The organism is Pseudomonas sp. SGAir0191 (assembly GCF_002812565.2).
GTDB lineage: Bacteria > Pseudomonadota > Gammaproteobacteria > Pseudomonadales > Pseudomonadaceae > Aquipseudomonas > Aquipseudomonas parafulva_B.
The window spans coordinates 2,722,142-2,747,417 of sequence record NZ_CP025035.2 but is presented as its reverse complement, the minus strand read 5'-3'; the positions used below and the strand labels follow the sequence as shown (position 1 = coordinate 2,747,417).

The following is a 25,276-nucleotide window of genomic DNA, read 5'->3' as shown; positions in this document are numbered from 1 at the left end:
TGGCCAGGCCCCTCGGCATATCGGCAGGAGTTACTGGGCTTTTTTGCCCGCAAGGATTTCGGCAGAAGCTTTGTCTACCAGCTTGTCGATCTCACCCGCCTCGCGGCGCTGGGTCAGGTAAGCATCGAGTTGAGCCATGTCCTCGGGGGGCGTCTGCAGGGCGAGGGCGAAGGACACCCCCTGCTTGGCCAGTGCCGGTTCAGGCAGCACTTCATGGGTCCAGTCGTTGGCCATGGCGAACAGATGGTTGGTGTCGTTGGCGTCGGCAAGGATGTCGGCGCGCTTGGACATCAGTGCCATACGGGTTTCATCGGACCCCGGCAGGCGCATCAGTGTCGCGCTCTTGATCGCCGCCGACACGGCCTTGTCCGCGGCGGTGCCGGAGATCACGGCAATCGTCACGCCGGGCTTGTCGTAGTCGGCCAGATTGTTACCGAGGCCTGCGAACTTGGGGTTCTTTTTGTTGACCAGCAGCGAGATCTGGTAGTCCGTAGCGGGCACAGAGAAGGCCACCGCTTTGGCACGCTCTGGCGTTTTATTGAGCGCCATCGCCATGTCCCATTTACCACTCTGCAAACCGGCCACCTGGTTATCCCAGCTGGTGTCAACGAATTGAGCCTTCACCTTCAGAACGTTCTCGGCGAAGTCACGGCAAAGGTCAACGAAGTAGCCGCTGTACTGACCTGATGCAGGGTCGCGCATCACATAGGGAGCAGCGACCGCTGCACCGCAGCGAAGTACCCCGGCCTTTTGCACGCTCTGCCATGTCTGAGTATCCGCGTGCGCGATGGGCTGCATAAGGAGTGTCAGCGCTGTAGTGACGCAGGCGAGGCTGCCTCCGACTTTGCTGGAAAAGGACCGTGCCATGTTGAATCTCTCCGGTGATTTGTTTTTGTAGGCAGAAGAGGTAGCGGGCGAATCGTTGTTTGTTTTGAGTGCCACATTGTGTGCAGCAGTGCATTCAGGCTATTGCGGTTATGCGGAGTGTGTCAACACGCTTGAAATAATTTTTTGGAGCAAAGCGCCCCCGCTCACGATGTTTTTGTGAGTGGGGGTGTAGGAAGCGAGGGGATGATCGGGATGTTAGGCGGGGATATTGCTGAGGTGCAGTGTGTCTAGGAAACGCTCAAGGATGAGGTTCTGTCTGCGTCCCTTTCGGGTAGCAATGGCGATCTTGGAGTCGAAATACAGCCTACCGGGGTCCAGGGGCGCCATCAGCCCTTTTTCAACCCACGCTGCGGCGTAATGGTCAGGGAGAAATCCGATATAGCTACCCGTCAGGATCAGAAACGCTATGCCTTCGCGGTCAGTCGCTGAAGCGGCAAAGTTCAGCAACTGGTGCAGACCGATTGCCTCGGCCGTCATTCGGTAGGTTGGAACGACTGCATCGGCCAACATCAGGTCCTCGTCGCTAGCGCTGGAGGCCTTGCTGAACAATGGATGCTCATGACTGCAATACAAGTTGGATCGTTCTTCGTAGAGGAGGCTGTAGTCCAGTCCTGACAGAGGAGAGATCAGCGGCACGGCACCCGCGTGAAGGTGCCCATCCAGCAGGCCACGCTCGATTTCTCCAGGGGGGCTCATGCTTAGATTGATCCGGACCCCGCTGCCTTCAGCGCGAACCGCCTTGAGCGCGTGGGTGATGCGCATCTTGGGCTGAGTCACCAAGTTATTCACGATCCCCAGATTGAGGTCGCCCCGCAGATGCTGGTGCATCTGGTTGACTTCGCTGCGGAAGCCTTCGATGGCAACCAGGACCGTTTCACTCGCGCGCAACACCTCGCGCCCTTGATCCGTCAGTGCGAAGCCGGCTCGGCCGCGCTGACAGAGCCGCATTCCCAGCCGTTTTTCAAGGTCTCCCATGTGCAGGCTGATAGCCGAGCGAGTAATGCCCAGGGCGCTCTCAGCACCGGAGAAACTGCCGCACTCGGCGACGGTCTTGAAGACTCGCAAGAGCCTTAAATCAAAATCACTGATCTGCTGTAACGGTATTTTTTTTGTCATGCGTGAGCAATCCGATAACTGAGCGCAAGAAAATATAGATTTAACGTATGTGAGGTTCCGGCACAAGCTACGCCCATCATCCACGTTCAGGACCACTGTCATGAATCAGGCCTTGCAAGCACCGTTATCTCTGGCCAGTGGTCTCCAGCTCGAATCGCACTGGATGCCTTTTTCGTCGAACCGGAACTTCAAAAAAGACCCGCGTTTCATCGTTGGCGCGAAAGGAAACTGGCTGATCGATGAGCATGGCCGTGAGGTGTTCGATAGCCTCTCAGGGCTTTGGACCTGCGGCGCTGGGCACTCCAGGCAGGAGATCGCCGACGCTGTCGCGAAACAGTTGGTGACCTTGGACTACTCACCGGCATTTCAGTACGGGCATCCCCTCTCGTTCCAGCTCTCCGAGAAAATCGCCAGCCTTGCGCCGGGCAACCTCAATCATGTCTTTTTCACAGGATCGGGGTCGGAGAGTGCCGACACTTCCGTCAAGATGGCCCGAGCTTACTGGCGCCTGAAAGGTCAGCCGCAGAAAACCAAGCTGATCGGTCGCGCTCGTGGCTACCACGGCGTCAACGTGGCTGGCACCTCCCTGGGTGGTATCGGTGGCAACCGTAAGATGTTTGGTCAGTTGATGGATGTCGACCATCTGCCGCACACCTTGCAACCGGATCTTGCGTTTACCAAAGGCGCTGCTGAGACCGGTGGAGTCGCGCTCGCCGATGAGCTGTTGAAGCTGATCGAGCTGCATGACGCCTCGAACATTGCCGCGGTTATCGTCGAGCCGATGTCGGGATCGGCAGGGGTGATCGTCCCTCCGCAAGGTTACTTGCAGCGCCTGCGGCAAATTTGTGATCAGCACAATATCTTGCTGATTTTTGATGAGGTCATTACCGCTTTCGGTCGCATGGGCACCATGACCGGCGCAGAGTACTTCGGTGTCACCCCGGACCTCATGAATGTGGCAAAGCAGATCACCAATGGCGCCATTCCTATGGGCGCGGTGATCGCCTCGGGCGAAATCTATAACACCTTCATGTACCAAGCGTCTCCGGAGTACGCAGTTGAGTTCACTCACGGATACACCTATTCGGCCCATCCTGTGGCCTGCGCTGCCGGCCTAGCGACCCTGGAGCTGCTTGAGAAAGAGCACCTGATTCAACAGTCCGCGGAGTTGGCACCGTATTTCGAGAAGGCCATTCATGGTCTGCGTGGGGCAAAGCACATCATCGATATCCGAAATTGCGGATTGGCTGGTGCGCTTCAGATCGCCCCTCGCGATGGCGATGCCGCTATCCGCCCATTCGAAGCAGGCATGGCGCTCTGGCGAGCTGGGTTCTATGTCCGCTTTGGCGGCGACACCCTTCAGTTCGGACCAACTTTCAATACCAAACCCCAGGAACTGGATCGTCTGTTCGATGCTGTGGGGGAAGCCCTCCAAGGCATCAACTGATCAGTCTGCGCACCCGCGCTTACACCCATACAACAAACAAACAGCTTGGCACCAAGCTTGAGGAAAGAAGATGGCTACTATCAAGCACCTGATTCACGGTGAACACGTCGCTGACGATGCTCGCACCACTGACGTTTTCAACCCGGCCACTGGCCAGGCTATCCACAAGTTGGGCCTGGCGAGCCGCGCCACCGTGCAAAAGGCCATCGACTCGGCCCAAGCCGCCTTCCCGGCCTGGCGCAACACTCCGCCGGCCAAGCGCGCCCAGGTGATGTTCCGCTTCAAGCAGCTGCTGGAGGCGAACGAGCAGCGTATTGCCCAACTGATCAGCGAAGAGCACGGCAAGACCATTGAAGATGCCATTGGTGAACTCAAGCGTGGTATCGAGAACGTCGAATTCGCCAGTGCTGCTCCCGAGATCCTCAAGGGCGAGTACAGCCGCAACGTCGGCCCAAACATCGACGCCTGGAGCGACTTGCAGCCAATCGGCGTTGTAGCCGGCATCACTCCGTTCAACTTCCCAGCCATGGTGCCACTGTGGATGTACCCACTGGCTATTGCCTGCGGTAACTGCTTCATCCTCAAACCGTCCGAGCGTGACCCAAGCTCGACTCTGCTGATCGCTGAACTGCTGCACGAAGCCGGCCTGCCAAATGGCGTGCTGAATGTTGTGCACGGTGACAAAGAAGCGGTCGACGCACTCATCGAAGCACCGGAAGTCAAAGCCCTGAGCTTCGTCGGCTCCACTCCGATTGCCGAGTACATCTATGCCGAAGGTACCAAGCGCGGCAAGCGTATTCAGGCCCTGGGTGGTGCCAAGAACCACGCGGTGCTGATGCCGGACGCTGAACTGGACAACGCGGTCAGCGCGCTGATGGGTGCTGCATACGGTTCGTGCGGCGAACGCTGCATGGCTATCTCCGTGGCGGTGTGCGTGGGCGACCAGGTAGCCGACGCGCTGATCTCCAAGCTGGAGCCTCAGATCAAGGCATTGAAAATTGGTGCAGGCACCACCTGCGGCCTGGACATGGGCCCGCTGGTCACCGCTGCTGCGCGTGACAAGGTGCTGGGTTACATCGATGACGGCGTTGCCGCCGGTGCCAAGGTCGTTGTGGACGGCCGTGGATTCAAAGTGGCAGGCAACGAAGACGGCTACTTCGTGGGCGGCACCTTGTTCGACCGCGTCACCCCGGAAATGCGCATCTATAAGGAAGAGATCTTCGGCCCGGTGCTGTGCGTGGTCCGCGTGGGCAGCCTGGAAGAGGCGATCAAGCTGATCAACGACCACGAGTACGGCAACGGCACCTGCATCTTCACCCGTGACGGTGAGTCGGCGCGCCTGTTCTGCGACGAGATCGAAGTCGGCATGGTGGGCGTCAACGTACCGCTGCCGGTGCCGGTGAGCTACCACAGCTTCGGTGGCTGGAAGCGCTCGCTGTTCGGCGACCTGCACGCCTACGGCCCGGACGGAGTGCGTTTCTACACTCGCAAGAAGGCCATCACCCAGCGCTGGCCCAAACGCACCAGCCACGAAGCTGCGCAATTCGCGTTCCCCAGCAACAGCTGAGGACGCATGAGTTCGGGTGGCGGCGCTGTCGGCCGTTCTGACGGAGACACGCCGATGGCGCTGTCGCTCAACCTGTAGCAATCACCAGAGAGGGGCCTGATGACCTGTCGGGCCAACCTTCTCACCCTTTGTCAAAAGCCTTGGCTGGAGACCTCGCCGCCACCACGCTGGCGGCTTTTCTTTGTCAGGCTGATCAACTAGAGGTCGCTGTGCATCATGGCAATCACCAATGAATACGTAAAAGGTCTGGACCGCGAATATGTGTTCCACTCGTGGTCGACGCAAGGTTTACTCAACCCCCTGGTGATCGCAGGCGGGGTGGGATGCACGGTATGGGACCACGACGGCAAGCGCTATCTGGACTTCTCCAGCCAGCTGGTAAACACCAACCTGGGTCATCAGCACCCCGCAGTCATCAAAGCGGTCCAAGAACAGGCCTCTACGTTGATGACCGTGGCACCGGCGACCGCCAATCTGGCCCGTGGCGAAGCGGCCAAGCGCATCATTGAGCAAGCGCCGCAGGGCTTCAAAAAGGTGTTTTTCACCAACGGCGGCGCCGATGCCAATGAAAATGCCATGCGCATGGCGCGGCTGTTCACTGGGCGTGACAAAGTGCTGTCCGCCTACCGTTCGTATCATGGCAATACCGGCTCGGCGATCGTCGCTACGGGTGACCCTCGCCGGGTGCCGAATGAATATGCCCGTGGCCATGTCCACTTCTTCACCCCTTATCTGTATCGCAGCGAGTTCAGCGCGCAGACCGAGGCCGAAGAGACCGCGCGTGCGCTGCGTCACTTGCGTCGGGTGATCGAGGCGGAAGGTGCGAATTCGATTGCAGCGATTCTGCTGGAAAGCCTGCCTGGCACTGCCGGTATCTTGATGCCGTCTGCCGAATACATGCAGGGTGTTCGAGCGCTGGCAACCGAGTTCGGCATCATGCTGATCCTTGACGAGGTAATGTCGGGCTTCGGCCGGACCGGCAAGTGGTTCGCCCTGGAGCACTATGGTGTAGTGCCTGATCTGATCACCTTCGCCAAGGGCGTCAACTCGGGCTACGTCCCTGTGGGTGGTGTTGTCATCTCGGAGCAGATCTCCAGCTACTTCGATACCCACTTCTTCCCAGGCGGCCTGACGTACTCCGGCCACCCTCTGGCCATGGCCTCGATCGTTGCATCCATTGACGCCATGCGCGAGGAACAGGTGGTCGAGAACGCCTTGGACATCGGCACCAACGTATTGGGCCCGCGCTTGCGCGAGTTGCAGCAGCGTCACCCCTTGATCGGCGAAGTCCGCGGTGCCGGCGTATTCTGGGCACTTGAACTTGTCAGCGACCAACAAAGCCGTGCCCCACTGGCCGCCGACAAGATGCAGGCAATCAAGGCCAAATTGTTGGAGCTGGGTCTGCTGCCGTTCGTGGTCGAGAACCGCATTCACGTGGTGCCGCCATGCATTGTCAGCCCGGAGGAGATTGAGGCCGGTGTTGCCATCCTCGATGAGGTGCTTGGTTCGATCCTGGGCTGAGGTTGTAAACTGAAGGGGCGTGGTCAGTGATCACGCTCAAGCCGCCTTAGCTGGCGGCTTTTTTGTGGGCGTCGAACTGGCCGGCATCGGTACCAGCATGAACCCATGGGTCGTAGTGGCGGTCACTGAATTATTGAAGTCACACTTGGAGAAAGGATATGTCTAAACGGCATGCATGTGTCTTAGCACTGTTCACTGTGTTGGGAATAGCCGGATGTGACAAGGCCCAGCAGGCTCAGGAGCATCGCGAGCAGGCTAAGGAGAAGATGGTCGAAGCGAGGGAGAAGATGAATGAGGCTGCCAAAGAAAATGCTAAAGCTACCAAAGATCAGGCGGCTGCTGATCGTACCAGAGTGAAGGAGGCTGGTGGGCCGCCCCCTCAGAATCCACCGCTGGTCCCAGCGGAACCAACGGTCACTCCAGAAGAATTGAACAAGCAGTAAATCACCCCGCTCCTACCTGACCGAAATCTCGGTAGGGGCGGGATTGGTGAGGTTAGGCTGTCAGAGGGATATCGGATTGGATAGTCAGGGGATGACGGTCATCATTCTTATCAATTGCCAGGAACAGCCAGGTCTCGATTACTGAGTCCGGGTTCAGCGACACACTGTTTATGCCTTGCTCCATCAGCCACTTGGCCAGGTCCGGGTGGTCCGATGGGCCCTGACCGCAAATGCCGATGTACTTGCCGGCCTTGTTGCACGCGGCGATGGCGTTGGCCAGCAGCTTCTTCACGGCCGGGTTACGCTCGTCGAACAGGTGGGCGATGATGCCCGAGTCGCGGTCCAGGCCCAGGGTCAGCTGGGTCAGGTCGTTGGAGCCGATCGAGAAGCCGTCGAAGTATTCGAGGAACTCTTCGGCAAGGATCGCGTTGGACGGCAGCTCGCACATCATGATCACGCGCAGGCCATTGTCGCCACGGGCCAGGCCGTTTTCGGCGAGCAGGTCGACAACCTGGCTGGCTTCGCCCAGGGTGCGCACGAACGGCACCATGATCTCGACGTTGGTCAGGCCCATTTCGTTGCGCACGCGTTTTAGGGCACGGCATTCGAGCTCGAAGCAGTCACGGAACGACTCGCTGATGTAGCGCGAAGCACCGCGGAAGCCCAGCATCGGGTTTTCTTCTTCCGGCTCGTACAGTTTGCCGCCGATCAGGTTGGCGTACTCGTTGGACTTGAAGTCCGACAGGCGCACGATGACCTTTTTCGGGTAGAAGGCCGCCGCCAGGGTGCTGATGCCCTCGACCAGCTTCTCGACATAGAAGCCGACCGGGTCGTTGTAGCCGGCGATGCGCTTGTCGACGCTTTCCTTCAGGTCGGCTGGCAGGCCGGCGTAATTCAGCAGCGCCTTGGGGTGCACGCCGATCATGCGGTTGATGATGAATTCCAGACGCGCCAGGCCCACACCGGCGTTGGGCAGCTGGGCGAAGTCGAAGGCGCGGTCCGGGTTGCCGACGTTCATCATGATCTTGAACGGCAGCTCGGGCATGGCGTCCACCGAGTTCTGCTTGATGTCGAAGCCCAGCTGGCCTTCGAAGATGAAGCCGGTATCGCCTTCGGCGCAGGAGACGGTCACGCCCTGGCCGTCTTTGAGCACCTGGGTGGCGTTACCGCAACCGACCACGGCCGGGATACCCAGCTCACGGGCGATGATCGCCGCGTGACAGGTACGCCCGCCACGGTTGGTGACGATGGCGCTGGCGCGCTTCATCACCGGTTCCCAGTCCGGGTCGGTCATGTCGGAAACCAGCACGTCGCCCGGCTGTACCTTGTCCATTTCGGACACGTCGTTGATTACGCGGACCTTGCCGGCGCCGATGCGCTGGCCGATGGCGCGGCCTTCGACCAGAACGGTGCCCTTCTCTTTGAGCAGGTAACGTTCCATGACGTTGGCGCTGGCGCGGCTCTTCACGGTCTCAGGGCGGGCCTGGACGATGTACAACTTGCCGTCGTCACCGTCCTTGGCCCATTCGATGTCCATCGGGCGCTGGTAGTGCTGCTCGATGATCATCGCCTGCTTGGCCAGCTCGTTGACTTCGTCGTCGCTCAGGCAGAAGCGCGCACGTTCGGCGCGGTCGACCTCGACGGTCTTGACCGAGCGACCGGCCTTGGCTTCGTCGCCATAGACCATCTTGATCGCCTTGCTCCCCAGGTTGCGGCGCAGGATGGCCGGGCGGCCAGCCTCCAGGGTTTGCTTGTGTACGTAGAATTCGTCAGGGTTGACCGCACCCTGCACCACGGTTTCACCCAGGCCGTAGGCGCCGGTGATGAACACCACGTCACGGAAGCCCGACTCGGTGTCGAGGGTGAACATCACGCCAGCGGTGCCGGTTTCCGAACGGACCATGCGCTGCACGCCGGCAGACAGGGCCACCAGCTTGTGGTCGAAGCCCTGGTGCACGCGGTAGGCAATGGCGCGGTCGTTGAACAGCGAGGCGAACACTTCCTTGGCCGCGCGGATCACGTTGTCGACGCCACGGATGTTGAGGAAGGTTTCCTGCTGACCGGCGAACGAGGCGTCCGGCAGGTCTTCGGCGGTGGCCGAGGAACGCACGGCCACGGCCATGTTGTCGTTGCCCTTGGACATTTCGGCGAAGGCAGTGCGGATTTCGGCATCCAGGCGAGCCGGGAATTCAGCCTCCATCACCCACTGACGGATCTGCGCGCCGGTCTTGGCCAGTGCGTTGACGTCATCCACGTCGAGCGCGTCGAGGGCCGCATGGATCTGGTCGTTCAGGCCACTCTGTTCGAGAAAGTCACGGTACGCCTGAGCCGTAGTGGCAAAGCCGCCCGGCACCGACACGCCGGCACCAGCGAGGTTACTGATCATCTCGCCCAGGGATGCGTTCTTGCCCCCCACCTGTTCCACATCATGGACGCCCAGTGCGTCCAGGGGGACTACGTAATCAACCACGTTGAAGCTCTCCAGAATGAAGCGCACCGGCCGAGGCCGGTGCGCAAGGGTGTATCAGGCCGTTGCACGTTTCTTGAGCGGTGCGGTGGCCGGGTGGCGGGTCTTTCTTGCAGTCAGCAAGCCCAGGCAAACGATGACAATGGTCAGCAAGCCGGTGGCCGTGATCTCGGTGCGGTAGGCCGGGATGAAGAACATACTGATCAGCGCGCCACTGATGAAGGCGATCACCACCCAGGTCAGCCACGGGAACAGCCACATGCGAAACTCCAGCGGTTGCCCGCTGGTCAGCAGCTTTTTCCTCAGGCACAGCTGGGAAACGGCGATTACCAGGTAGACCAGCAAAGCCACGGCCCCGGAGGTTGCCAGCAGGAACGCGAACACGCTTTGCGGCGCGAAGTAATTGATGAATGTCGCCACGACGCCCAGTACCGTGGTCGAGGCCACGGCGGCACGCGGCACCTTCGCCAGGGTAGTGCGGCCGAGGAAGGCCGGTGCATCGCCACGCTTGGCCAGCGAAAAGAGCATGCGCGAGCCTGTATACACCTGCGAGTTCATGCAACTGGCCACTGCCACCAGCACGACGATATCCATCAGCAGCTTGGCGTTGGGGATCTGCAGTATTTCCAGAACACGCTGGAACGAACCGACCTCGGGCAGGCGTGGATCATTCCACGGCACGATCGACAGGATCAGCGCGATGGACAACAGATAGAAAATGCAGATCCGCCATACCACCGAGTTGGTAGCGCGAGTGATCTGCCGGGCAGGGTTTTTCGACTCAGCTGCCGCGATGGTCACTACCTCGGCGCCGATAAAGCTGAACATGGTGGTGAGCATCGCGCCGACGATGGCCTGCAGGCCATTCGGCGCGAAGCCGCCATGCTCGGCCATCAACCGCTGCAGGCCACTGACCGGGCGATCAGGCAGCAAACCTAGCAATGCGGCGCTGCACAATGTGATGAAACCAATGATTGCCAGAATCTTCAGCAAGCCAAACCAGAACTCGAACTCGCCATAGCGGGCGACGCTGAAGAAGTTCGACGCGGTCACCAGTACGATCACCGCCGAAGCGAACACCCAGGTGTCCACCGACGGCATCCAGGCATTGAGGATGTTGGCGGCGGCGATCGCTTCGAGTGGGATGGCCAGCACCCAGAACCACCAGTAGAGCCAACCGATGCTGAAGCCTGCCCAGCGTCCGATGGCCCGGTCGGCATAGGTGGAAAACGAACCGGTGTCCGGCGAGGCCACTGCCATTTCCCCCAGCATGCGCATCACCAGCACCACCAGGGCGCCTGTGCAGAGGTAGGCGAGCAGGGCGGCGGGCCCTGCCTTGGCGATTGCGTGGCCGGAAAAGACGAACAGCCCCGCGCCGATCACCCCGGCGATCGACAGCATGGTGACATGGCGCTGTTTCAGGCCAGGTGCAAGTGAGGTATTGGACATGGAAGAACTCGATAATTGTTTTTGGAACGTTCTAAATCCGTAGGGCACGCTACCGCCAGATGCCAGACATCGGCATCCAAGGGCAGCGTTTAAGTCGTTCTAGCGCTTGAAAGGGCAATCCGCAGCGAGCGAAAGGGCGCTGCGCTCATGGCCGAGCAACTCGCAAAGTGCGTCGACGATGATCTGGTGGTCCTGCCGGTCAGGAAGCCCCGATACCGTCACGCTGCCAATCACCCCGGCGCCCTTGACGATGATCGGAAAGCCGCCGCCGACGCTGGCGTACTCGGCCTCAGCCAGGTGGTAGCGCTGGGTGATGTCCTGTTCGTCCAGTGCCAGTTGGTAGCGAATCCGGTAAGAGCTGCGCAAAAAACGCTGCACGGTGCGTTGCTTGCGCCTGACCCATTCATGGTTGTCGGAGGTGATGCCAGGTCGTGCTGCAAAGAACAGGGGTCGGTCGAACCGGTTGATAGCGATCACTAGTGGCCACGATTCGGTCACCGCCTGATCGTACAGATAGCTGCCCAGTTGCCAGGCAGACGCTTCATCGAAACGCGAGTACTGCAGTGTTTCTTCTTGGCGAATCAGTACCGCCAACTCGTCTGTAAGGTTCATCGGCGTTCTCCTTCTAGCAGCGCGCAGGCTAGCTCGGCTTCAAAAATCTGCAACAGCATCGCCCGCTTGAAAGGTGAGTTAAATCTATTTTTTCTTACGTATTCTTTTCGGATTACTGTCGTAAATATCATCTTGTCGGCCCAGGTAATTTCGGAAAGCGATTTTTAGCGTGTGGGTGTTGACACCATTGGGCAGTATTTTTAATGTGAGTGCATGCCTGCACACAAAATAGCATGCATGTGGTGCCGTTGCCTTCCTGCCAACAACAATGACTATTCAGTGAGGTTGAAAAATGGATCTCCCTATCCCGTCCAAGCTTAAATCGCTTCTGATCGGCACTGCTTTGTGCAGTGCCTTGCTGTCTCAGCCTGCGGCTCAGGCCGCCGAAACGTCGATGTGGCAGGATATACAGAAGGCGGGTGTGCTGCGTTGCGGTGCCGCAGTCGCGGCACCTTATGTGATGCGCGATGCCAAGACGGGTGACTACAGCGGGTACTTCGTCGACCTCTGCAGGGACTTTGGGGAGAAGGTACTGAAGGTCAAGGTTGCCTTCGTCGACACCAACTGGGACAACCTCGTGGCCGGCCTGCAAAGCAGCAAGTGGGACCTGGCCATGGCACTGAACCAAACGCCCGAGCGGGCACTGGCGGTGGCATTCAGCGTGCCGGCAACCGACTACCAGGTGTCGCTGTTGGTAAACAAGAACAACCCCAAGGTCGCCGAGGTGAGAGACGACATCGCAAGCCTGGACAAACCAGAGGTTACCTTCGCCGTGATGTCAGGTACTGCGCAGGACAAGGCAATTTCTTCGGTGGTGCACAACGGCAAGATCATGCGTCTGCCCGGCATGGATGAGGCGCGCCTCGCCGTGATGTCCAAGCGTGCCGATGTTCTGGTCGACGCAAGCGATACCAACCACCTCTTTGCCCTGGCGAACCCCGACTGGACCCGGGAAATCCTACCTAAGCCGGCGCTGGCCAAGCAGGGTGTGTCGTTCGGGGTGCGTCGCGATATCGGCGCAGCGGACCTTGAAGTACTGAACATCTATTTGCGGCAACGCCGCGACACGGGTGAAATCCAGCAACTGGTGGACAAGGCGTCCGTCCAGGCCAACACGGCGAATTGACACGATGATTTGGCCGCCCATCAAGCGTGGGCGGCCATCCGATGTTTTCAACAATGGAAGGTGAGTACAGATGAGTGACCCAACACGTCCCCTGGCAGGGCAAACTGTTCTGGTAACCGGGGCCTCAGGTGGCATTGGCGCCGCGATTGTCGAGCAGCTGGCCGCTGAAGGCGCCCGCCCGGTTATCCACTACAGCCGCGATGCACAAGGTGCGCAGCAGATACTGGAGCGGATCGATGGCCAAGGCTGGATCGTGCAGGGTGACCTGAGCCAAGAGGCAGGCCCTGAGCAATTGTGGCGTGCAGCATTGGAGCTGTGTGGCGGCAGAATTCACGGGTTGGTCAACAACGCCGGAATTCGTACCGAGATTGCGCTAGATGCGCCGTCTGCTCAATGGCGCGAAGCGTGGCGCCGGGAATTCCAGGTCAATTTCTTCGCGGCTGCCGACTTGTGCCGTGAGGCCGTTGCGCACTACCGCACCCACGGTGGCGGGCGCATCATCAACATGGCAAGCCGCGCGGCGCAACGCGGTTACGCAGCCGATGCGCTGCCTTATGGCTCGAGCAAAGCAGCCCTTGTCAACCTGACCAAATCGCTGGCCCGCAGCGTGGCAAGCGATGGCGTGGTGGCGGTGGCGATCGCACCTGGCTGGGTGCGCACCGACATGGCAGAGCAATTTGTCGCCCAGCATGGTGAGGCTGCCGCGGTTTCCGATATTCCCGTTGGCCGCATGGCCAGCCCGGCGGAAATCGCCGAGCTGGTGGCTTTCACCCTGCGCCCCTCGCAGGCATCCCTCAATGGCGCCACCCTGGACGTCAATGGTGGCAGCTATATCCGCTGATCTATAACGGGGCCGGCGAAGCGGCCGGCAGCCAGATCATCTGGATGCTGGCGCGTAGCATGCTTGCAGAGTGGTTCAGCGTACGCTGCTCTGCAGGCTGATTCCCTTGCCGCGGTGGGTCCTGATTTCGAAAGCAGATTTCAATCCCGCCAGAACGCCTCGCAGGTAATGAACCTGAACTTCAATAATCTTCGTTCCTGGATCGAAATCATAACCCCAGATGGTTTTGTAGATTGTTCTACGGCTGACAATCTGTTCTGCATTTTCCAGTAGTAGCTGAAGTAATCGACAGGGGGTGGCTTTTAGGGCACACCTGACTCCGTCGCATGCAATTTCATGTTCAGGCACATTTAACGACATTACTTGGCCACAATTCGAATTTATAGCCAGAATTACTGTATTACCGCCAGGCTCGCTGTTCACCTTCAATCGCACGCTTACTGTACTCAAGACGTGGCATGCTATACTGTGTGCAATGCTGAATTCAACGGACGGTTTGGTTACTTTTGGCTATATAGCGCTGGCAAGCGGTTTTGGGCAGTGCAGCGCATGACCGGAATCCAGGTGCCAGCCGCCAGTTGCGTCACTGGAAGCTGGCATGCTGCATTCAGAAACCTGTCGCTCGTACTACCTATTGGGCGGCAGGGAAATGGATCGTCTCGATAGGCTTGAAATCGCTACTCGTCTTGCCCATCAGTCGATTCGGTGTGAAGCCTTTCAGTAAGGGCGAGCGCTCACCCTCAATCAGCTCTTGTGCAGCGAGTTTTCCCAGCACGGGTGCCAAGGTCATACCGCTATGCGTTGCTATCACATACAGTCGCTTGTGACCTGAGACATAACCTATGGCAGGCAACCCATCAGCTGGACGGCAGCGTTGCCCCACAAGCAGACGTTCAAGGCGCACCTCTCGAGTGTTATGGAAGACACGGCCAAGTCGCGCTAGCAGCTCCCGTCCCACATCGCCGTCGAGGTTGTTAATCATTTTCGGGTCGGCAGCGTGGTCAAGATCCGGAGCCTGCAGAAGCAATCTTCCACCTCCATCCGGGCGTATGTTGAGTTCGGAAGTTATAAGGTTTGAGCGCAATTGGATTTGAGCCGGGGTGGTGTATCCCAGGAAGCTACATCCGATCTTCCCGGCCTGGTCGGCATCGATCATTGCAATTTGGATGTTGGCCTTGCCTAGCACTGATGCAGTCCACCGTCCGACGGCACTGACCATGAAGTCACCCTCCCAACTACCGCTTTGATTGATCTTCAGCGATACACCTTCTCTATACTCTGTGATGTCTGTGATCTGATGACGCTCGTAAATCGTCACGCCGAGGCGCTCAAGCTCGCTACGCAAGAATGCGAGAAAAATAGTTGGAAAAAGCACTGCTTCCGTAGGGAAGCTCCATACCGGGATATCGCTTGCAGGTGGTATAAGCTCTGGAATGAGGCGCTTCATCTCATTGATGCTGAGTAGATGAGCAGGGTATTCCTTGCTCTGCAGCGAAAGTGCTCGGGCAGTCAACCGCTTGATTGCCTCGCTATCCGTTGCCCACTCTAGCGTCCCGCATTCGTGAAGCCAGGTTGCGCGACCAGAGTTCTGCTCTTGAAGGCGTCGGTGCTCCCTCATGCCTTCCACGTTCAAATGGTGGTAGCCCAAAGGGGACTTTCCATTCGAGTTGATCCACGCGTAAGTGGTCGAACTGGTTCCACCTCCTACAAATTCAGATTCAAAGAGCGTCACCTGCGCACCTTTGAGTGCAAGCTCACGAGCAACTGATAGGCCGATCACTCCGGCCCCCATGACACCAATCTTCGGTTTCATAACTTTTCCTCGGACGTGGAGTTTCTAAGCAGAGTGATCGCTTACAGATAAGGGATGCGCTGACCCCGTTAGCTTGAGTGCGCCATGAATAGCGTTCTGAGGCCGTCAGCCTCGTTTGTCAGGCCTCAATCGGCTCACAACCACTGTGCATCAAATGTGCGGCCTCTTTGGAGCACCTCCTCAGGAGAGCTCCAAAGCCACGTGTAATCCTAAGGTTCGTTTAACTGGAAACTTGACTAACAGCGGTATCCAGTTTTTTACGAGCGGTCTCCAGCTTATCGATACGTGCCCGCTCCCGTATTACTTGTTCACTGATCTCCATGCGCTGCTGATCAATCATCTTCTGAACCGCTTCCGGAGCAGGCCCCCCTATGCCATTCCGGCGTGCAACGTTTTTAATTGGATCCAGGGCTTCGAGCAATGCGGCCTGAGAGAGCTTAAGCGTATGCCCAAGCCTTGACTTGGCGACTTCCTGGATGATGGACAAGTCTATTTGATCAGCTGTCAGTCCCTTGTCCAGCGCGGTGTTGACGACGCCTGCCATCACTTCATGCGCTTCGCGGAAATCAATCCCACTTTCGCGAACAATCACATCAGCCACGTCCGTCATGGTGGAGTAGTTTTGTGCAGCATATTTGAGCATTTGACTCTTGTTGGGGTGGAGGGTTTCTACCACTCCCGTCATCGCTGCCGTTGCGGCCAGCAGGGCGTCCAGGGAGCGGGGCTCCAGCGGCACCCGGGCGACGCTGTGCTGATACTCAATGGAGTTCAAAGATGTGAGGATCGAGGTCAGGGCACCTACGCTGTTACTTGCGATTGCTCGTGTGCGCTCGATGGAGTCAGGGTTTTTCTTCTGCGGCATGATGCTGCTGATGCCGGCGTAAGCCGAGTCCAGTTCGGCCGACCGATATTCGTCCGTAGTCCAGAGCTGAATTTCGGAACCCAGGCGACTCAGAGTGCTCAGGTACATAGCATTGTCAGCTGCAAATTCAGTGATGTGATCCCAGCCTGCTGTACCTTCGATAGTATTGATAATCAAGCCTTGAAAGCCTAGTAAGTCAGCAGTTCTTTCGCGATTCAATGGCCATCCAGTCCCTGCCGATGCGGCAGCACCTAAGGGCGATTGATTCATGCGCGCATAAAGCTCTTCGTATCGAGTGATCGCTTTACCAAGGTTTTCGGATACGGCCATGAGGTAATGACCCAGCGTAATGGGCTGTGCCTCTTTGCGGTGGGTATATACCACCATTACGGTATTCTTGTTTTCCTCCGCTTTTTTGATAAGAACAATGCGGAAGTGAATAAGGGCTTCGATAATTTGATTAAGTTGGTCACGATAGAACATTCTGTTTACCGTGTTGGCAAGGTCGTTGCGGCTACGGCCTGTGTGCATTCGGCCAGCGACTGGACCTATTTCCTGTATGAGCGCTGCTTCATAGGAGAGATAGTTTTTTAGTTCAGGATTCTTCTCAGCCATTGCGTCGACCTTTGTTAGGCCCGCAAGAATCTTAGCCGCATCCGGCTTTGTCACAATGCCTTGTTCCGCAAGCATCAGTACGTGCGCACGGTGAACGGTCACTTCGAAGGGGAACGTGGCTTCAGGCAGCGTTTTTGCCGCAGCGTCAAATTCGTAGAGCTTCTGAAACCCAGGAGCTTTCGGAACGGAAGTTCTTCCAATGCGGCTTGCATCCTGTTTCATATCGGCGTACGTGCTCCCGACGGCCAAAAGAAGCGAAATGGCAATGATTGATCTGTTTGCTAAAGGCATTGAAGTCTCTTGTTGTTGTAGGGGGTTAATTGTCGCGTTGAGTTTCAGGTGGGTGACGGGAGTGCCGTCTTCCAAAATTGACCACGAGTAACTGTTAGATGTGCAGCGATCTGGCGAATAGTCTGCCTGGTCCTAGGTCGGAATATTTTGTTTTGGTAGGGCGTCTTGTTGTAAGCTTTGTCATCGGCTCACTTCCTACGCTATATTTGATTTTTCTGACGGAAAAGCGATTTATATTTAACCGGGGGTTGAAGGAATCTATACGATGAAAAAAATTTCAACTCACATGCCAGCTTTATCCGCACTGCGTGCCTTTGAAGCTGTAGCACGGCTGGGGAGCATGGCCCTTGCTGCTGAAGAGCTGCATGTCACAAAGAGTGCGATCAGCCATCAGATCAAAGCCTTGGAGGCAGATTTGGGCGCGACTTTGCTCAAGCGCGGAGGTGCATTTGCCCGTGCAGAGCCAACGGAGATTGGGTTGTCCCTGCTATTGGAGGTCAAAAAGTCTCTGCGTTCGTTGGAGGCAGCTTGCCGTGCGACACGTGTCCAGGCGGTTTCAGGGGCGCGCAGAGTGCTGAGATTATCCGTGAGCGCATCTTTCTCAGCATTGTGGCTGTCTTCTCGGCTGGGGGCGTTCATGGATCTGCATCCATACGTCGATGTGGAAGTCAATTTGCACACGAATCAGAATCCTGCTTGGAAAGCCAAGGATATTGATTTGGCTGTGCTTCATCTCAAAGATGGTGGTCCCTATCATCGGGCGCAAGGTGATATCCAATGGATGGATGAGTACATTATGCCAATCTGCAGTCCCGCGTTGATCAAGAAGCCCAAGAGCGCGAGTATCAACTTTTTCAACGATCATCGTCTGATCGTTGAAAAACATGTTTCAAGTCCTGAAACCTCTTGGACTCATTGGCGCTCAAGGCTCGGGATGGCTGATGCGCCTTGGAGAGAACCGCTCATCCTGAACGGCATGAGTGCTATTGTCGCCGCTGCCGTATCTGGCGCGGGTATCGCCTTAGGCAGGACGCCATTGATTCTGGATGAGATTTCGAGTGGCCGGCTCGTCGTATTGAAACCCGAGCTGGTGCAGAAGAGTGCATGGCACTATGTTATTCGACAGCGCCCGGACAGGGCGTCGGATCAAGTGGTCGAGGCGTTCATTTCATTTTGCCATGAGCAGGCGGAGCAAACGAACGATTTACTATCTGTTTTGGCTTCTTAGGCCGTGATTTCTTATAAGAACCTGCCGCAGACAGGTGACTGTCGTTTCTACCGCGACCGATAGACTTACCAGCGGCGATGAAAGCTTCTAGGGTGGAGAAGGGTTACGTTCGTAAACGGCTTTGTACCGTGTTTAAGTCCTTCTTCAGCTGGATTCTTAGGTTGGAAATGAGTTTCTTCGAGTTTTCTGCCAGCGGCATGCCGGGGCGGAACAACAGCAAGCTACTGAATTTAACGTCGATCCCGAATCGCCTTACCTCCAGCCCTCGATCCAGATAATCGACCACGGAAATGGGACTTACAAATCCGATTCCCACTCCCCGAAGCGCCAACTCACAAATGGCGTGTCCATAGGGCGTTTCGATCCGGACGTTAAGCGCGATGCCAGCGGCTTGCAATGTTTCTTCCAGTCGCTGCCGGCTGCTATCCTCCGGATTCAGGGCGAGAAAATCATGGTCTGCCAAGTCTGTCGGGTTGATCACGGTTTTACGCGCCAAGGGATGCCCCTTCGCCATCACAATCACCCCAGGCACGTCGAGAAACGCTGAGTGCTCCAGTCCCATCACCGGCATCTCATCAGCCATCAGCCCAAAATCGCATTGCCCGGACGATACCTCCTGATGAACCTCCCGGCTGCTCAGAACCTTCATGGATACGCGCAGGTTTCGAGCCGGTAGATCGAAGCTGGCCAGTGCACGAGGTATGAAGGCGTTTCCTAGTGCGGGGTGCGCAGCAATCGTTAGACGATCTGTGCCGTAGTTTCGCAAGCTTTTCATACGATGCTCGATGGCTTCCATGCCCACGAAAACTCTGTCGACATCGACCATCAAGGCTTGGGCTTCCTGGGTGGGTACCAGGCGCCCACGGATGCGATGAAATAGCGCGAATCCTGCATTGCTTTCCAGCTTTCGAATGGCCTGGCTGACTGCCGGTTGGGAAACGCCCAGCATGCTGGCTGCTTTGCTAGTGCTGCCAGCATTCATGACAACCCTGAAGGCCTCGATTTCGCGGAGATTCATCGGAAGCTATAACCTTTGCTTATTGTTTTAATAATTCTAAATATAGCCACACCGTTTCCCCTATCGCAAGATGATCCACCCAAATTGATATCGCAGGGCGCGTTCAATGAAGTACATGGATCACGCTGGAAACCCATTCGCTAGCCTATCACCCACAGTCTGGCGAGGGTCCACAGTCGTCTTCGACACCTTTGAAGACTTCGTCTCTCGTAAAGAACGTCAACCCGACGGCTACAGTTACGGTATAACCGGCACCCCAACTGCTCGCGGCCTTGAGCGTCGAATCGCAGATCTTGAAGGCGCAAAGCACTGCGTGCTCATGCCTTCTGGGGCATCGGCCCTGATCACGACGGTCATGGCCTGTGTCAGGGCAGGGGATCATCTTTTAGTCTCGGAGTCATGCTATGGCTCGCTCAAAACCTTCTGTCGGCAGTGGCTTGCTTACATGGGTGTGGACGTAGAGTTTTATCCGCCCACGATTGATGCTGAAATCGAAGCCCTGATACGCCCCAATACCAAGATGATCTGCATGGAAGCGCCAGGCACTGTCACGATGGAGATGCAGGACATTCCTGCGATCACCGAAATCGCCAAGCGTCATGGGGTGCTGACCATGCTGGACAACACCTGGGCCAGCCCTTTGTTCTTCCGGGCCATTGAGCACGGTGTAGATTTTGTTGTTCAAGCAGCTACTAAGTATTTCAGCGGCCACTCTGATGTCCTGATGGGAAGCGTCAGCCTCGATAACTTCGAGCTCTACGGTATGCTTCGGGAGGCGCAAAGCATTTTCGGTCAAGCTGTAAGCCCTGATGATTGCTTCTTGGTCGAACGAGGGTTGCAGACCTACGCATTGCGCTTGAAGGAGCAGGGGCAAAAAGCGCTGCGCATTGCGAGATGGTTGGAGACGGTGCCCGTAGTCAAGGAGGTATTGTATCCCCCGCTAGAAAGCCATTCTGGGCATGAGATCTGGAAGAAGCATTTCAAAGGCCCCGGTTGTTTGTTTTCGCTTGTACTGCAAGCCCCTGCTAGTGAGGAACAATTTGGCGTGTTCTTCAACGCATTGAAAAAGTTTCCAATTGGTGCAAGTTGGGGGGGCACCCACAGTCTGATTGCGTATTACCCAGCAAGCCAACAGGCCGCGAGGCGCTTCTCGCCTACCGCGCAATCCATTATCCGCGTATCCATCGGGCTTGAAGACGAAGAGCTCCTAAGGGAAGACCTTCAGCAGGCGCTTGCTGCGTATTCCCGCATACTGTATTGATGCAAATCTCGCAAGGGTTTAGATTGCGATGAAATTTAATCCTGCCATAAGCAGAAGAGTTTCTGCACTATAATATAGGATGAACATTAATGAAGCAGTTCACTACGTGTGTGGTTTTGTGTGTTGCGATGTTGTTCGGCACATCTATGAGTGCTTATGCTGAAGACTCGTTGAAGGTCATTAAAGAGCGTGGTGTCATTCGAATCGCTAATACCCAGTCCAGTCCGCCTTGGAGTTACTTGGGGGAGGACAATAATGCTGCTGGCTATGATGTTGCCATTGCAAAAGAAGTGGCAAGGCGTATAGGGGTGTCGAAAGTCGAGTTCGTGGCGGACAGTTTTAAAAATTTTGTCGAAGGGTTGAAAACAGATAAATACGATGTGGTCATGAACGATGTGACACCCACCGAAGAGCGTCGCAAGCAAGTCGATTTTGCAAGCCCGTATGGAGTCGAGCAGTTTTACATCTTTGTCAAAGAGAACAACGACTCCATTAAAAGCATAAGAGACATGCCTGGAAATTCTGTAGGCGTGACTTCAGGCAGTAGCAATGAAACGTGGGCCCGCAAGCACATGATGTCGTCCGATATTCGGGCCTATGAGAATGGCGGTCTACTGTTCAACGATTTAGCCATTGGCCGAGTTGACGGGGTGCTCTCTTCTCTGTTCGGAGGCGAAAAATTCAAAAAAACAAACAATCTACCGATCAAGGCGGTCGGCGAGCCGCTGACTTATCAGTTATCTGCACCCGTCGTCGCGAAAGGTAAGGATTCTCTACGAGATGCCATCAGCAGCGCGATCGTCAGCATGGTGAACGACGGCACGATTGACGCATATTCTGCCAAATGGATCGGAACGGATTACCACATGACCAAAGGCATCGATGCTGCACTGGCTGAGCTTGCCGAGGAAAATTGAAATGTGGGATCTGTTCCTTCGTTCACTGCCTCTACTGCAGACGGCATTTGTAATGACGCTGGGTTTAGGCTTTGTCTCGTTCGTGCTTGGCTGTGTGCTGGGTCTCGCTATCGCGCTGCTAAGAAACTCCCAAATTCGGATGCTACGAACCATTGCATTCGCTTATGTTTCTATCTTTCGCGGCACTCCGCTGCTAGTACAGATGCTGCTGATCTACTTTGGTCTACCCCATTACGGAGTTGTCGTAAGCCCGATACCCTCCGCCTTGATTGCACTAAGTTTGTTCGCAGCCGCCTACCTGAGCGAAATCTTTCGCTCAGGTATCAACTCTGTCGATTCTGGCCAGTGGGAGGCTGCGGACTCCATGAGCATGAGTTACTGGGTTTGTTTACGTAGAATCATTCTTCCACAGGCATTCCGGATTGCGCTGCCGCCTATGGGTAGCCGGCTGATTGCGCTCATTAAAGACACGTCACTGGCTTCCACGATCACTGTTATGGAACTTACTCGCGTGGCGGAGCAAGTAGGTGCTGCTACGTTCAAGTACATGGAGATGTTCGTGATGGTTGGCGCCATGTACTGGGTAGTCAATCAGCTACTGACAATTCTACAAACTTGGCTGGAAGGTCGCTGGACGAGGCACATGCGATGAACAATCCAAAAATACGTGTAAGTGGCCTGCGTAAGTCGTTTGGCACGCTGAATGTTCTTCAGCAGATTGACCTCGAGGTGAACAGCGGCGAGGTTGTGATAATTCTGGGCCCATCCGGTTCGGGTAAAACCACATTGCTGCGTTCGCTCAACTTGTTGGAGAGGCCGGACGGAGGGCGCCTCGAAGTCTGTGGTCATCGCGTTGAAGTTGGAGTTGACGGTAAGCTCGATAGCGAGTCCAAGCGCCAGGTCAAGTTGCTCAGACGCAAAACCGCGATGGTCTTTCAATCCTTCAACCTCTTTCCGCACATGACGGCTCTGCAAAATGTGGCCGAGGGTCTCATCAGTATCAAGAAAATCGCAAAAGCTGAGGCTTATGAGCGTGCGCGGACATTGCTCGCAAAGGTAGGTCTAGAAAACAAAGAACAGAGCTATCCGGCAAAGCTGTCTGGAGGACAGAAGCAGCGGGTGGCAATAGCGCGCGGCCTGGCAATGGAACCGGAGGTAATCTTCTTCGATGAGCCCACATCTGCGCTGGATCCAGAACTCCGAGATGAAGTCCTATCGGTCATGAGGTCATTGGCTAGTTCAGGGATGACCATGCTGGTGGTAACTCACGAGCTTCGTTTTGCTCGTGAGGCTGCTGATAGGATCGTGTTCATGGAGCATGGTGTTGTGGTGGCAGATGAGCCACCGGAGAGCTTCTTTAACAGTCCTAATGAGCGGATCCAGAAGTTTCTCTGCCGATACTGACATCACTACGTAAATGCGCGAGATCAGGGGCCACTCAAAGCCTAGTGATTGTAGGGCGGCCCCTGATTGCGTCGTCGGCATTGAAATATCAAGCAGGGGCAGGATATGTGCTTTCGAGTGCCCAAGGGATCGCGATCGCTAAAAGCAGCCCCGATTCATGTCTGCTACAAATTGCTCGTCGTGCGGTCAGACGGATTTCACGTCAAAGCGACACTGAGCAGGCAGGGCATGGCAGCTTGCTCGTGAGGTTCCAGAGTCGCATCGCTGCTGAGTAAGGCGACTTACTTACTGGTAAAAGCTGCGAAGCGCTTGTTGAAGCCTGCGACGCGACCTTCGGATTTTGCCTTGCGCTCTTGGCCGGTGTAGACAGGGTGTGAGGCGCTGGAGACGTCCAGGGTTACGTACGGATAGGTGATGCCGTCGCTGTGTTCGAAGGTCTTATCCGTGTCGATTGTCGAGCCGATGAGCCAGAAGGCGTTAGCGGATACATCGTGAAAAAGAACGGGTCTGTAGGTTGGGTGGATGCCGGCTTTCATGACGAATTCCTGTGATATGATATAAAGTAACAATTGAGATAATGACTCTCATTTCTTGGTTTGTCCAGTTCTCTGTCTTGCCTGGGGTATGGTCACCTGGCGAACGGCTTTTTGAGAGTAGTGGATAACCTTGGGCGCAATGCAAGCGCTCCAAGATAGACTGGCGTCGCTTAGCCTGGCGAGATGGCTGGTTAATGGATCTTGGCGGAGCACGAGGCTTCTAGGCACTGCTACACGGTATCAATCGAGGCCTGCAGCTGTGAGTTGATGGGGTCAGGTTTGGCCCACGGAGGCGCCACGATTGGACAGCGTCCTGCTGTGATGGGGCGGCGGAAGTCACCAGCGATTATGACCAGCCCCCCGAATCGGTCGCTGATACGAATGTACCGAAGCGCGATTCGGTATAAGGCTTTTCACTGAGGGCGAACGCTCACCATCAGTTAATTATCGGGCCGCTGCTTTTGTCGGGTATACGTAGCGTCAGGTAGGAGCCACCGAAATAGCTCCTACCTTGCACTCAATGTTTCACATTCTTTTGAGCGTCGCTGACCAGCACACGGTGCTCTTCAGCGATCGTTTCCCGCACCTTGCTGACCGCATCCGTCGTCACTGCTGGTGCTTTGTTGCCCCAGCTGTTGCGGATGAACGAAACAAGTTCTGCTGCTTCATGATCGTCCAATCGCCAAGCAAAATCAGGCATGGCAAGGTCGGAGGGCGCTTGTTGCGTGGAAGGCAATCTGCTTCCACTCAATATGACCCGGATCATTGAGCTTGGATCCTCGGAAAGCACCGATGGATTGCCTGCCAGCCGTGGGAACACCTCCTTGTAGCCTTGGCCATCGGTACGGTGGCACGCCGCGCAGTTGTCCACGTAGATCTCGGCGCCACGGTTTGGCGATTCGCCAGACCAGAGCGCCTTAGCTGTCGTGTCGTTCGGCTCGAATGCTACCTGGCTGGATCCTGCGGTGGGTGGAAGCGACTTCAAGTACAAGGCGATGGCGGCCAGGTCTTGATCGGTCAAGTATTGCCCGCTGTGCTGAATGACATCGTTCATGGCGCCTATGGACGAGAAATGCGCATTGCGACCGTTGCGCAGTGTTTGCACGATGTCTTCTTCGCTCCACCCTCCCAAGCCGTCCGGGGCATTGCCGCGCAGGCTGATGGCAACCCAGCCATCGATGACCTGGCCTCCTGCAAGATAGGTCGGATCTCGTTCATCCAACGATTTTTCCTGAAGCGTCAGGGCGCGTGGTGTATGACAGCTGCCACAGTGACCAAGCCCCTGAACCAGATACGCACCACGGGCGATTTGCGCATTCTCATAGTTCAACGGCCCAGCCGCAGCGCTTGCCTGAACCTCTGGCGCAAACAACGTACGCCAGATACTCAGCGGCCATCGCATGGACAACGGCCAAGGGATTTCGCTCTCCCGGTTCGCTTGAACGACAGGCTCAACGCCATTCATGAAGAATGCATAGAGCGCTTTCAGGTCGTCATCCGTGACCTTGGCGTAGGAGGGGTAGGGCATCGCCGGGTAGAGCGTATACCCGTCTTTCGCGATGCCGTGACGCACCGCTTTATCGAAGTCTTCGAGGGAGTATCGCCCGATGCCGGTCTCTGGGTCGGGCGTGATGTTGGTGGCGAAGATCGTGCCGATCGGGGTGGCCATTGACAGGCCTCCTGCATAAGGCTTACCGCCTTTTGCAGTATGGCAAGCCACACAGTCCCCGGCGCGTGCCAGGTATTCGCCCTGTTTGATCAGCTCCGGGCTTTTGTAGTCTTCAGCCCAGAGTGCCGGAGCCGCCGCAAGTAGAGCGACCGACAATGAGAGTCGAATGTTCATCTCGGCAAGGC

At 56.6% G+C, this 25,276-nt stretch carries 22 protein-coding genes; 11 read left to right on the top strand and 11 right to left on the bottom strand.

What is annotated here, in order from left to right:
* Window positions 1–30 precede the first annotated feature (30 nt).
* A complete protein-coding gene (locus CWR53_RS12265) occupies window positions 31–867 on the bottom strand; it encodes an ABC transporter substrate-binding protein (RefSeq protein ID WP_100851656.1) in 837 nt (278 codons plus the stop codon).
* Between the two features lie 216 nt (window positions 868–1,083).
* Window positions 1,084–2,004 (bottom strand): LysR family transcriptional regulator, encoded by a 921-nt coding sequence (locus CWR53_RS12260; protein WP_100852631.1) that lies wholly within the window; start codon window positions 2,002–2,004, stop codon window positions 1,084–1,086.
* Between the two features lie 100 nt (window positions 2,005–2,104).
* On the opposite strand from CWR53_RS12260, the gene CWR53_RS12255 reads away from it, so the two are divergent.
* The 4 genes from CWR53_RS12255 to CWR53_RS12240 all read left to right on the top strand — a co-directional run bounded on the left by CWR53_RS12255 (window position 2,105) and on the right by CWR53_RS12240 (window position 6,982).
* Window positions 2,105–3,451, top strand: a complete 1,347-nt coding sequence (locus CWR53_RS12255; RefSeq protein WP_100851655.1) for an aspartate aminotransferase family protein — start codon at window positions 2,105–2,107, stop codon at window positions 3,449–3,451.
* Between the two features lie 70 nt (window positions 3,452–3,521).
* Window positions 3,522–5,018 (top strand): CoA-acylating methylmalonate-semialdehyde dehydrogenase, encoded by a 1,497-nt coding sequence (locus tag CWR53_RS12250; protein WP_100851654.1) that lies wholly within the window; start codon window positions 3,522–3,524, stop codon window positions 5,016–5,018.
* A gap of 216 nt (window positions 5,019–5,234) precedes the next feature.
* A complete protein-coding gene (locus CWR53_RS12245) occupies window positions 5,235–6,539 on the top strand; it encodes an aspartate aminotransferase family protein (protein ID WP_100851653.1) in 1,305 nt (434 codons plus the stop codon).
* Window positions 6,540–6,697: 158 nt separating this feature from the next.
* Window positions 6,698–6,982 carry a hypothetical protein gene (locus CWR53_RS12240; RefSeq protein WP_181405422.1) on the top strand — a complete coding sequence of 95 codons (285 nt, stop codon included), beginning with the start codon at window positions 6,698–6,700 and terminating at the stop codon, window positions 6,980–6,982.
* Window positions 6,983–7,034: 52 nt separating this feature from the next.
* Here the strand turns inward: CWR53_RS12240 and ppsA are convergent, their stop codons facing one another.
* The 3 genes from ppsA to CWR53_RS12225 form a co-directional block, all read right to left on the bottom strand.
* A complete protein-coding gene (gene ppsA, locus CWR53_RS12235) occupies window positions 7,035–9,452 on the bottom strand; it encodes a phosphoenolpyruvate synthase (RefSeq protein WP_258313148.1) in 2,418 nt (805 codons plus the stop codon).
* A gap of 54 nt (window positions 9,453–9,506) precedes the next feature.
* The gene (gabP, locus tag CWR53_RS12230; RefSeq protein WP_100851652.1) at window positions 9,507–10,898 is read right to left on the bottom strand and encodes a GABA permease; all 1,392 of its coding nucleotides are present in this window, start codon (window positions 10,896–10,898) and stop codon (window positions 9,507–9,509) included.
* 99 nt (window positions 10,899–10,997) lie between these two features.
* Window positions 10,998–11,510 (bottom strand): heme-degrading domain-containing protein, encoded by a 513-nt coding sequence (locus CWR53_RS12225; protein WP_100851651.1) that lies wholly within the window; start codon window positions 11,508–11,510, stop codon window positions 10,998–11,000.
* A 292-nt stretch (window positions 11,511–11,802) separates the two neighbouring features.
* On the opposite strand from CWR53_RS12225, the gene CWR53_RS12220 reads away from it, so the two are divergent.
* Both CWR53_RS12220 and CWR53_RS12215 read left to right on the top strand, forming a co-directional pair.
* The gene (locus CWR53_RS12220; protein WP_100851650.1) at window positions 11,803–12,636 is read left to right on the top strand and encodes a transporter substrate-binding domain-containing protein; all 834 of its coding nucleotides are present in this window, start codon (window positions 11,803–11,805) and stop codon (window positions 12,634–12,636) included.
* A gap of 70 nt (window positions 12,637–12,706) precedes the next feature.
* Window positions 12,707–13,477, top strand: coding sequence for an SDR family NAD(P)-dependent oxidoreductase (locus CWR53_RS12215; RefSeq protein ID WP_100851649.1), 771 nt, complete (start codon window positions 12,707–12,709; stop codon window positions 13,475–13,477).
* A 75-nt stretch (window positions 13,478–13,552) separates the two neighbouring features.
* On the opposite strand, the gene CWR53_RS23500 is transcribed toward CWR53_RS12215, so the two are convergent.
* The 3 genes from CWR53_RS23500 to argH form a co-directional block, all read right to left on the bottom strand.
* The gene (locus tag CWR53_RS23500) at window positions 13,553–13,837 is read right to left on the bottom strand and encodes a winged helix-turn-helix domain-containing protein (protein WP_100851648.1); all 285 of its coding nucleotides are present in this window, start codon (window positions 13,835–13,837) and stop codon (window positions 13,553–13,555) included.
* Between the two features lie 271 nt (window positions 13,838–14,108).
* The gene (locus tag CWR53_RS12205; protein ID WP_100851647.1) at window positions 14,109–15,290 is read right to left on the bottom strand and encodes an FAD-binding oxidoreductase; all 1,182 of its coding nucleotides are present in this window, start codon (window positions 15,288–15,290) and stop codon (window positions 14,109–14,111) included.
* Between the two features lie 220 nt (window positions 15,291–15,510).
* On the bottom strand, window positions 15,511–17,058 hold the full coding sequence (gene argH / locus CWR53_RS12200) for an argininosuccinate lyase (RefSeq protein ID WP_100851646.1): 1,548 nt from the start codon (window positions 17,056–17,058) through the stop codon (window positions 15,511–15,513).
* 265 nt (window positions 17,059–17,323) lie between these two features.
* Between argH and CWR53_RS12195 the strand changes: the two genes are divergently transcribed.
* Complete coding sequence (locus CWR53_RS12195) at window positions 17,324–18,286, top strand: LysR substrate-binding domain-containing protein (RefSeq protein WP_100851645.1); 963 nt, start codon at window positions 17,324–17,326, stop codon at window positions 18,284–18,286.
* A 103-nt stretch (window positions 18,287–18,389) separates the two neighbouring features.
* Here the strand turns inward: CWR53_RS12195 and CWR53_RS12190 are convergent, their stop codons facing one another.
* Window positions 18,390–19,304 carry a LysR substrate-binding domain-containing protein gene (locus CWR53_RS12190; RefSeq protein ID WP_100851644.1) on the bottom strand — a complete coding sequence of 305 codons (915 nt, stop codon included), beginning with the start codon at window positions 19,302–19,304 and terminating at the stop codon, window positions 18,390–18,392.
* Between the two features lie 106 nt (window positions 19,305–19,410).
* Here CWR53_RS12190 and metC point away from each other — a divergent pair, with 106 nt between their 5' ends.
* The 4 genes from metC to CWR53_RS12170 all read left to right on the top strand — a co-directional run bounded on the left by metC (window position 19,411) and on the right by CWR53_RS12170 (window position 22,886).
* Window positions 19,411–20,565: a cystathionine beta-lyase gene (metC, locus tag CWR53_RS12185; RefSeq protein WP_100851643.1), complete on the top strand. Its 1,155-nt coding sequence runs from the start codon at window positions 19,411–19,413 to the stop codon at window positions 20,563–20,565.
* Window positions 20,566–20,654: 89 nt separating this feature from the next.
* A complete protein-coding gene (locus tag CWR53_RS12180) occupies window positions 20,655–21,482 on the top strand; it encodes a transporter substrate-binding domain-containing protein (protein WP_100851642.1) in 828 nt (275 codons plus the stop codon).
* A 1-nt stretch (window position 21,483) separates the two neighbouring features.
* Window positions 21,484–22,134 carry an amino acid ABC transporter permease gene (locus tag CWR53_RS12175; protein ID WP_100851641.1) on the top strand — a complete coding sequence of 217 codons (651 nt, stop codon included), beginning with the start codon at window positions 21,484–21,486 and terminating at the stop codon, window positions 22,132–22,134.
* A complete protein-coding gene (locus CWR53_RS12170; RefSeq protein WP_100851640.1) occupies window positions 22,131–22,886 on the top strand; it encodes an amino acid ABC transporter ATP-binding protein in 756 nt (251 codons plus the stop codon). Before CWR53_RS12175 ends, CWR53_RS12170 begins: the two co-directional genes overlap by 4 nt.
* Before the next feature lie 281 nt (window positions 22,887–23,167).
* On the opposite strand, the gene CWR53_RS12165 is transcribed toward CWR53_RS12170, so the two are convergent.
* Window positions 23,168–23,422 carry a type B 50S ribosomal protein L31 gene (locus tag CWR53_RS12165; protein WP_100851639.1) on the bottom strand — a complete coding sequence of 85 codons (255 nt, stop codon included), beginning with the start codon at window positions 23,420–23,422 and terminating at the stop codon, window positions 23,168–23,170.
* Window positions 23,423–23,939: 517 nt separating this feature from the next.
* Window positions 23,940–25,265: a cytochrome c gene (locus tag CWR53_RS12160; RefSeq protein WP_100851638.1), complete on the bottom strand. Its 1,326-nt coding sequence runs from the start codon at window positions 25,263–25,265 to the stop codon at window positions 23,940–23,942.
* Between the last annotated feature and the right edge of the window lie 11 nt (window positions 25,266–25,276).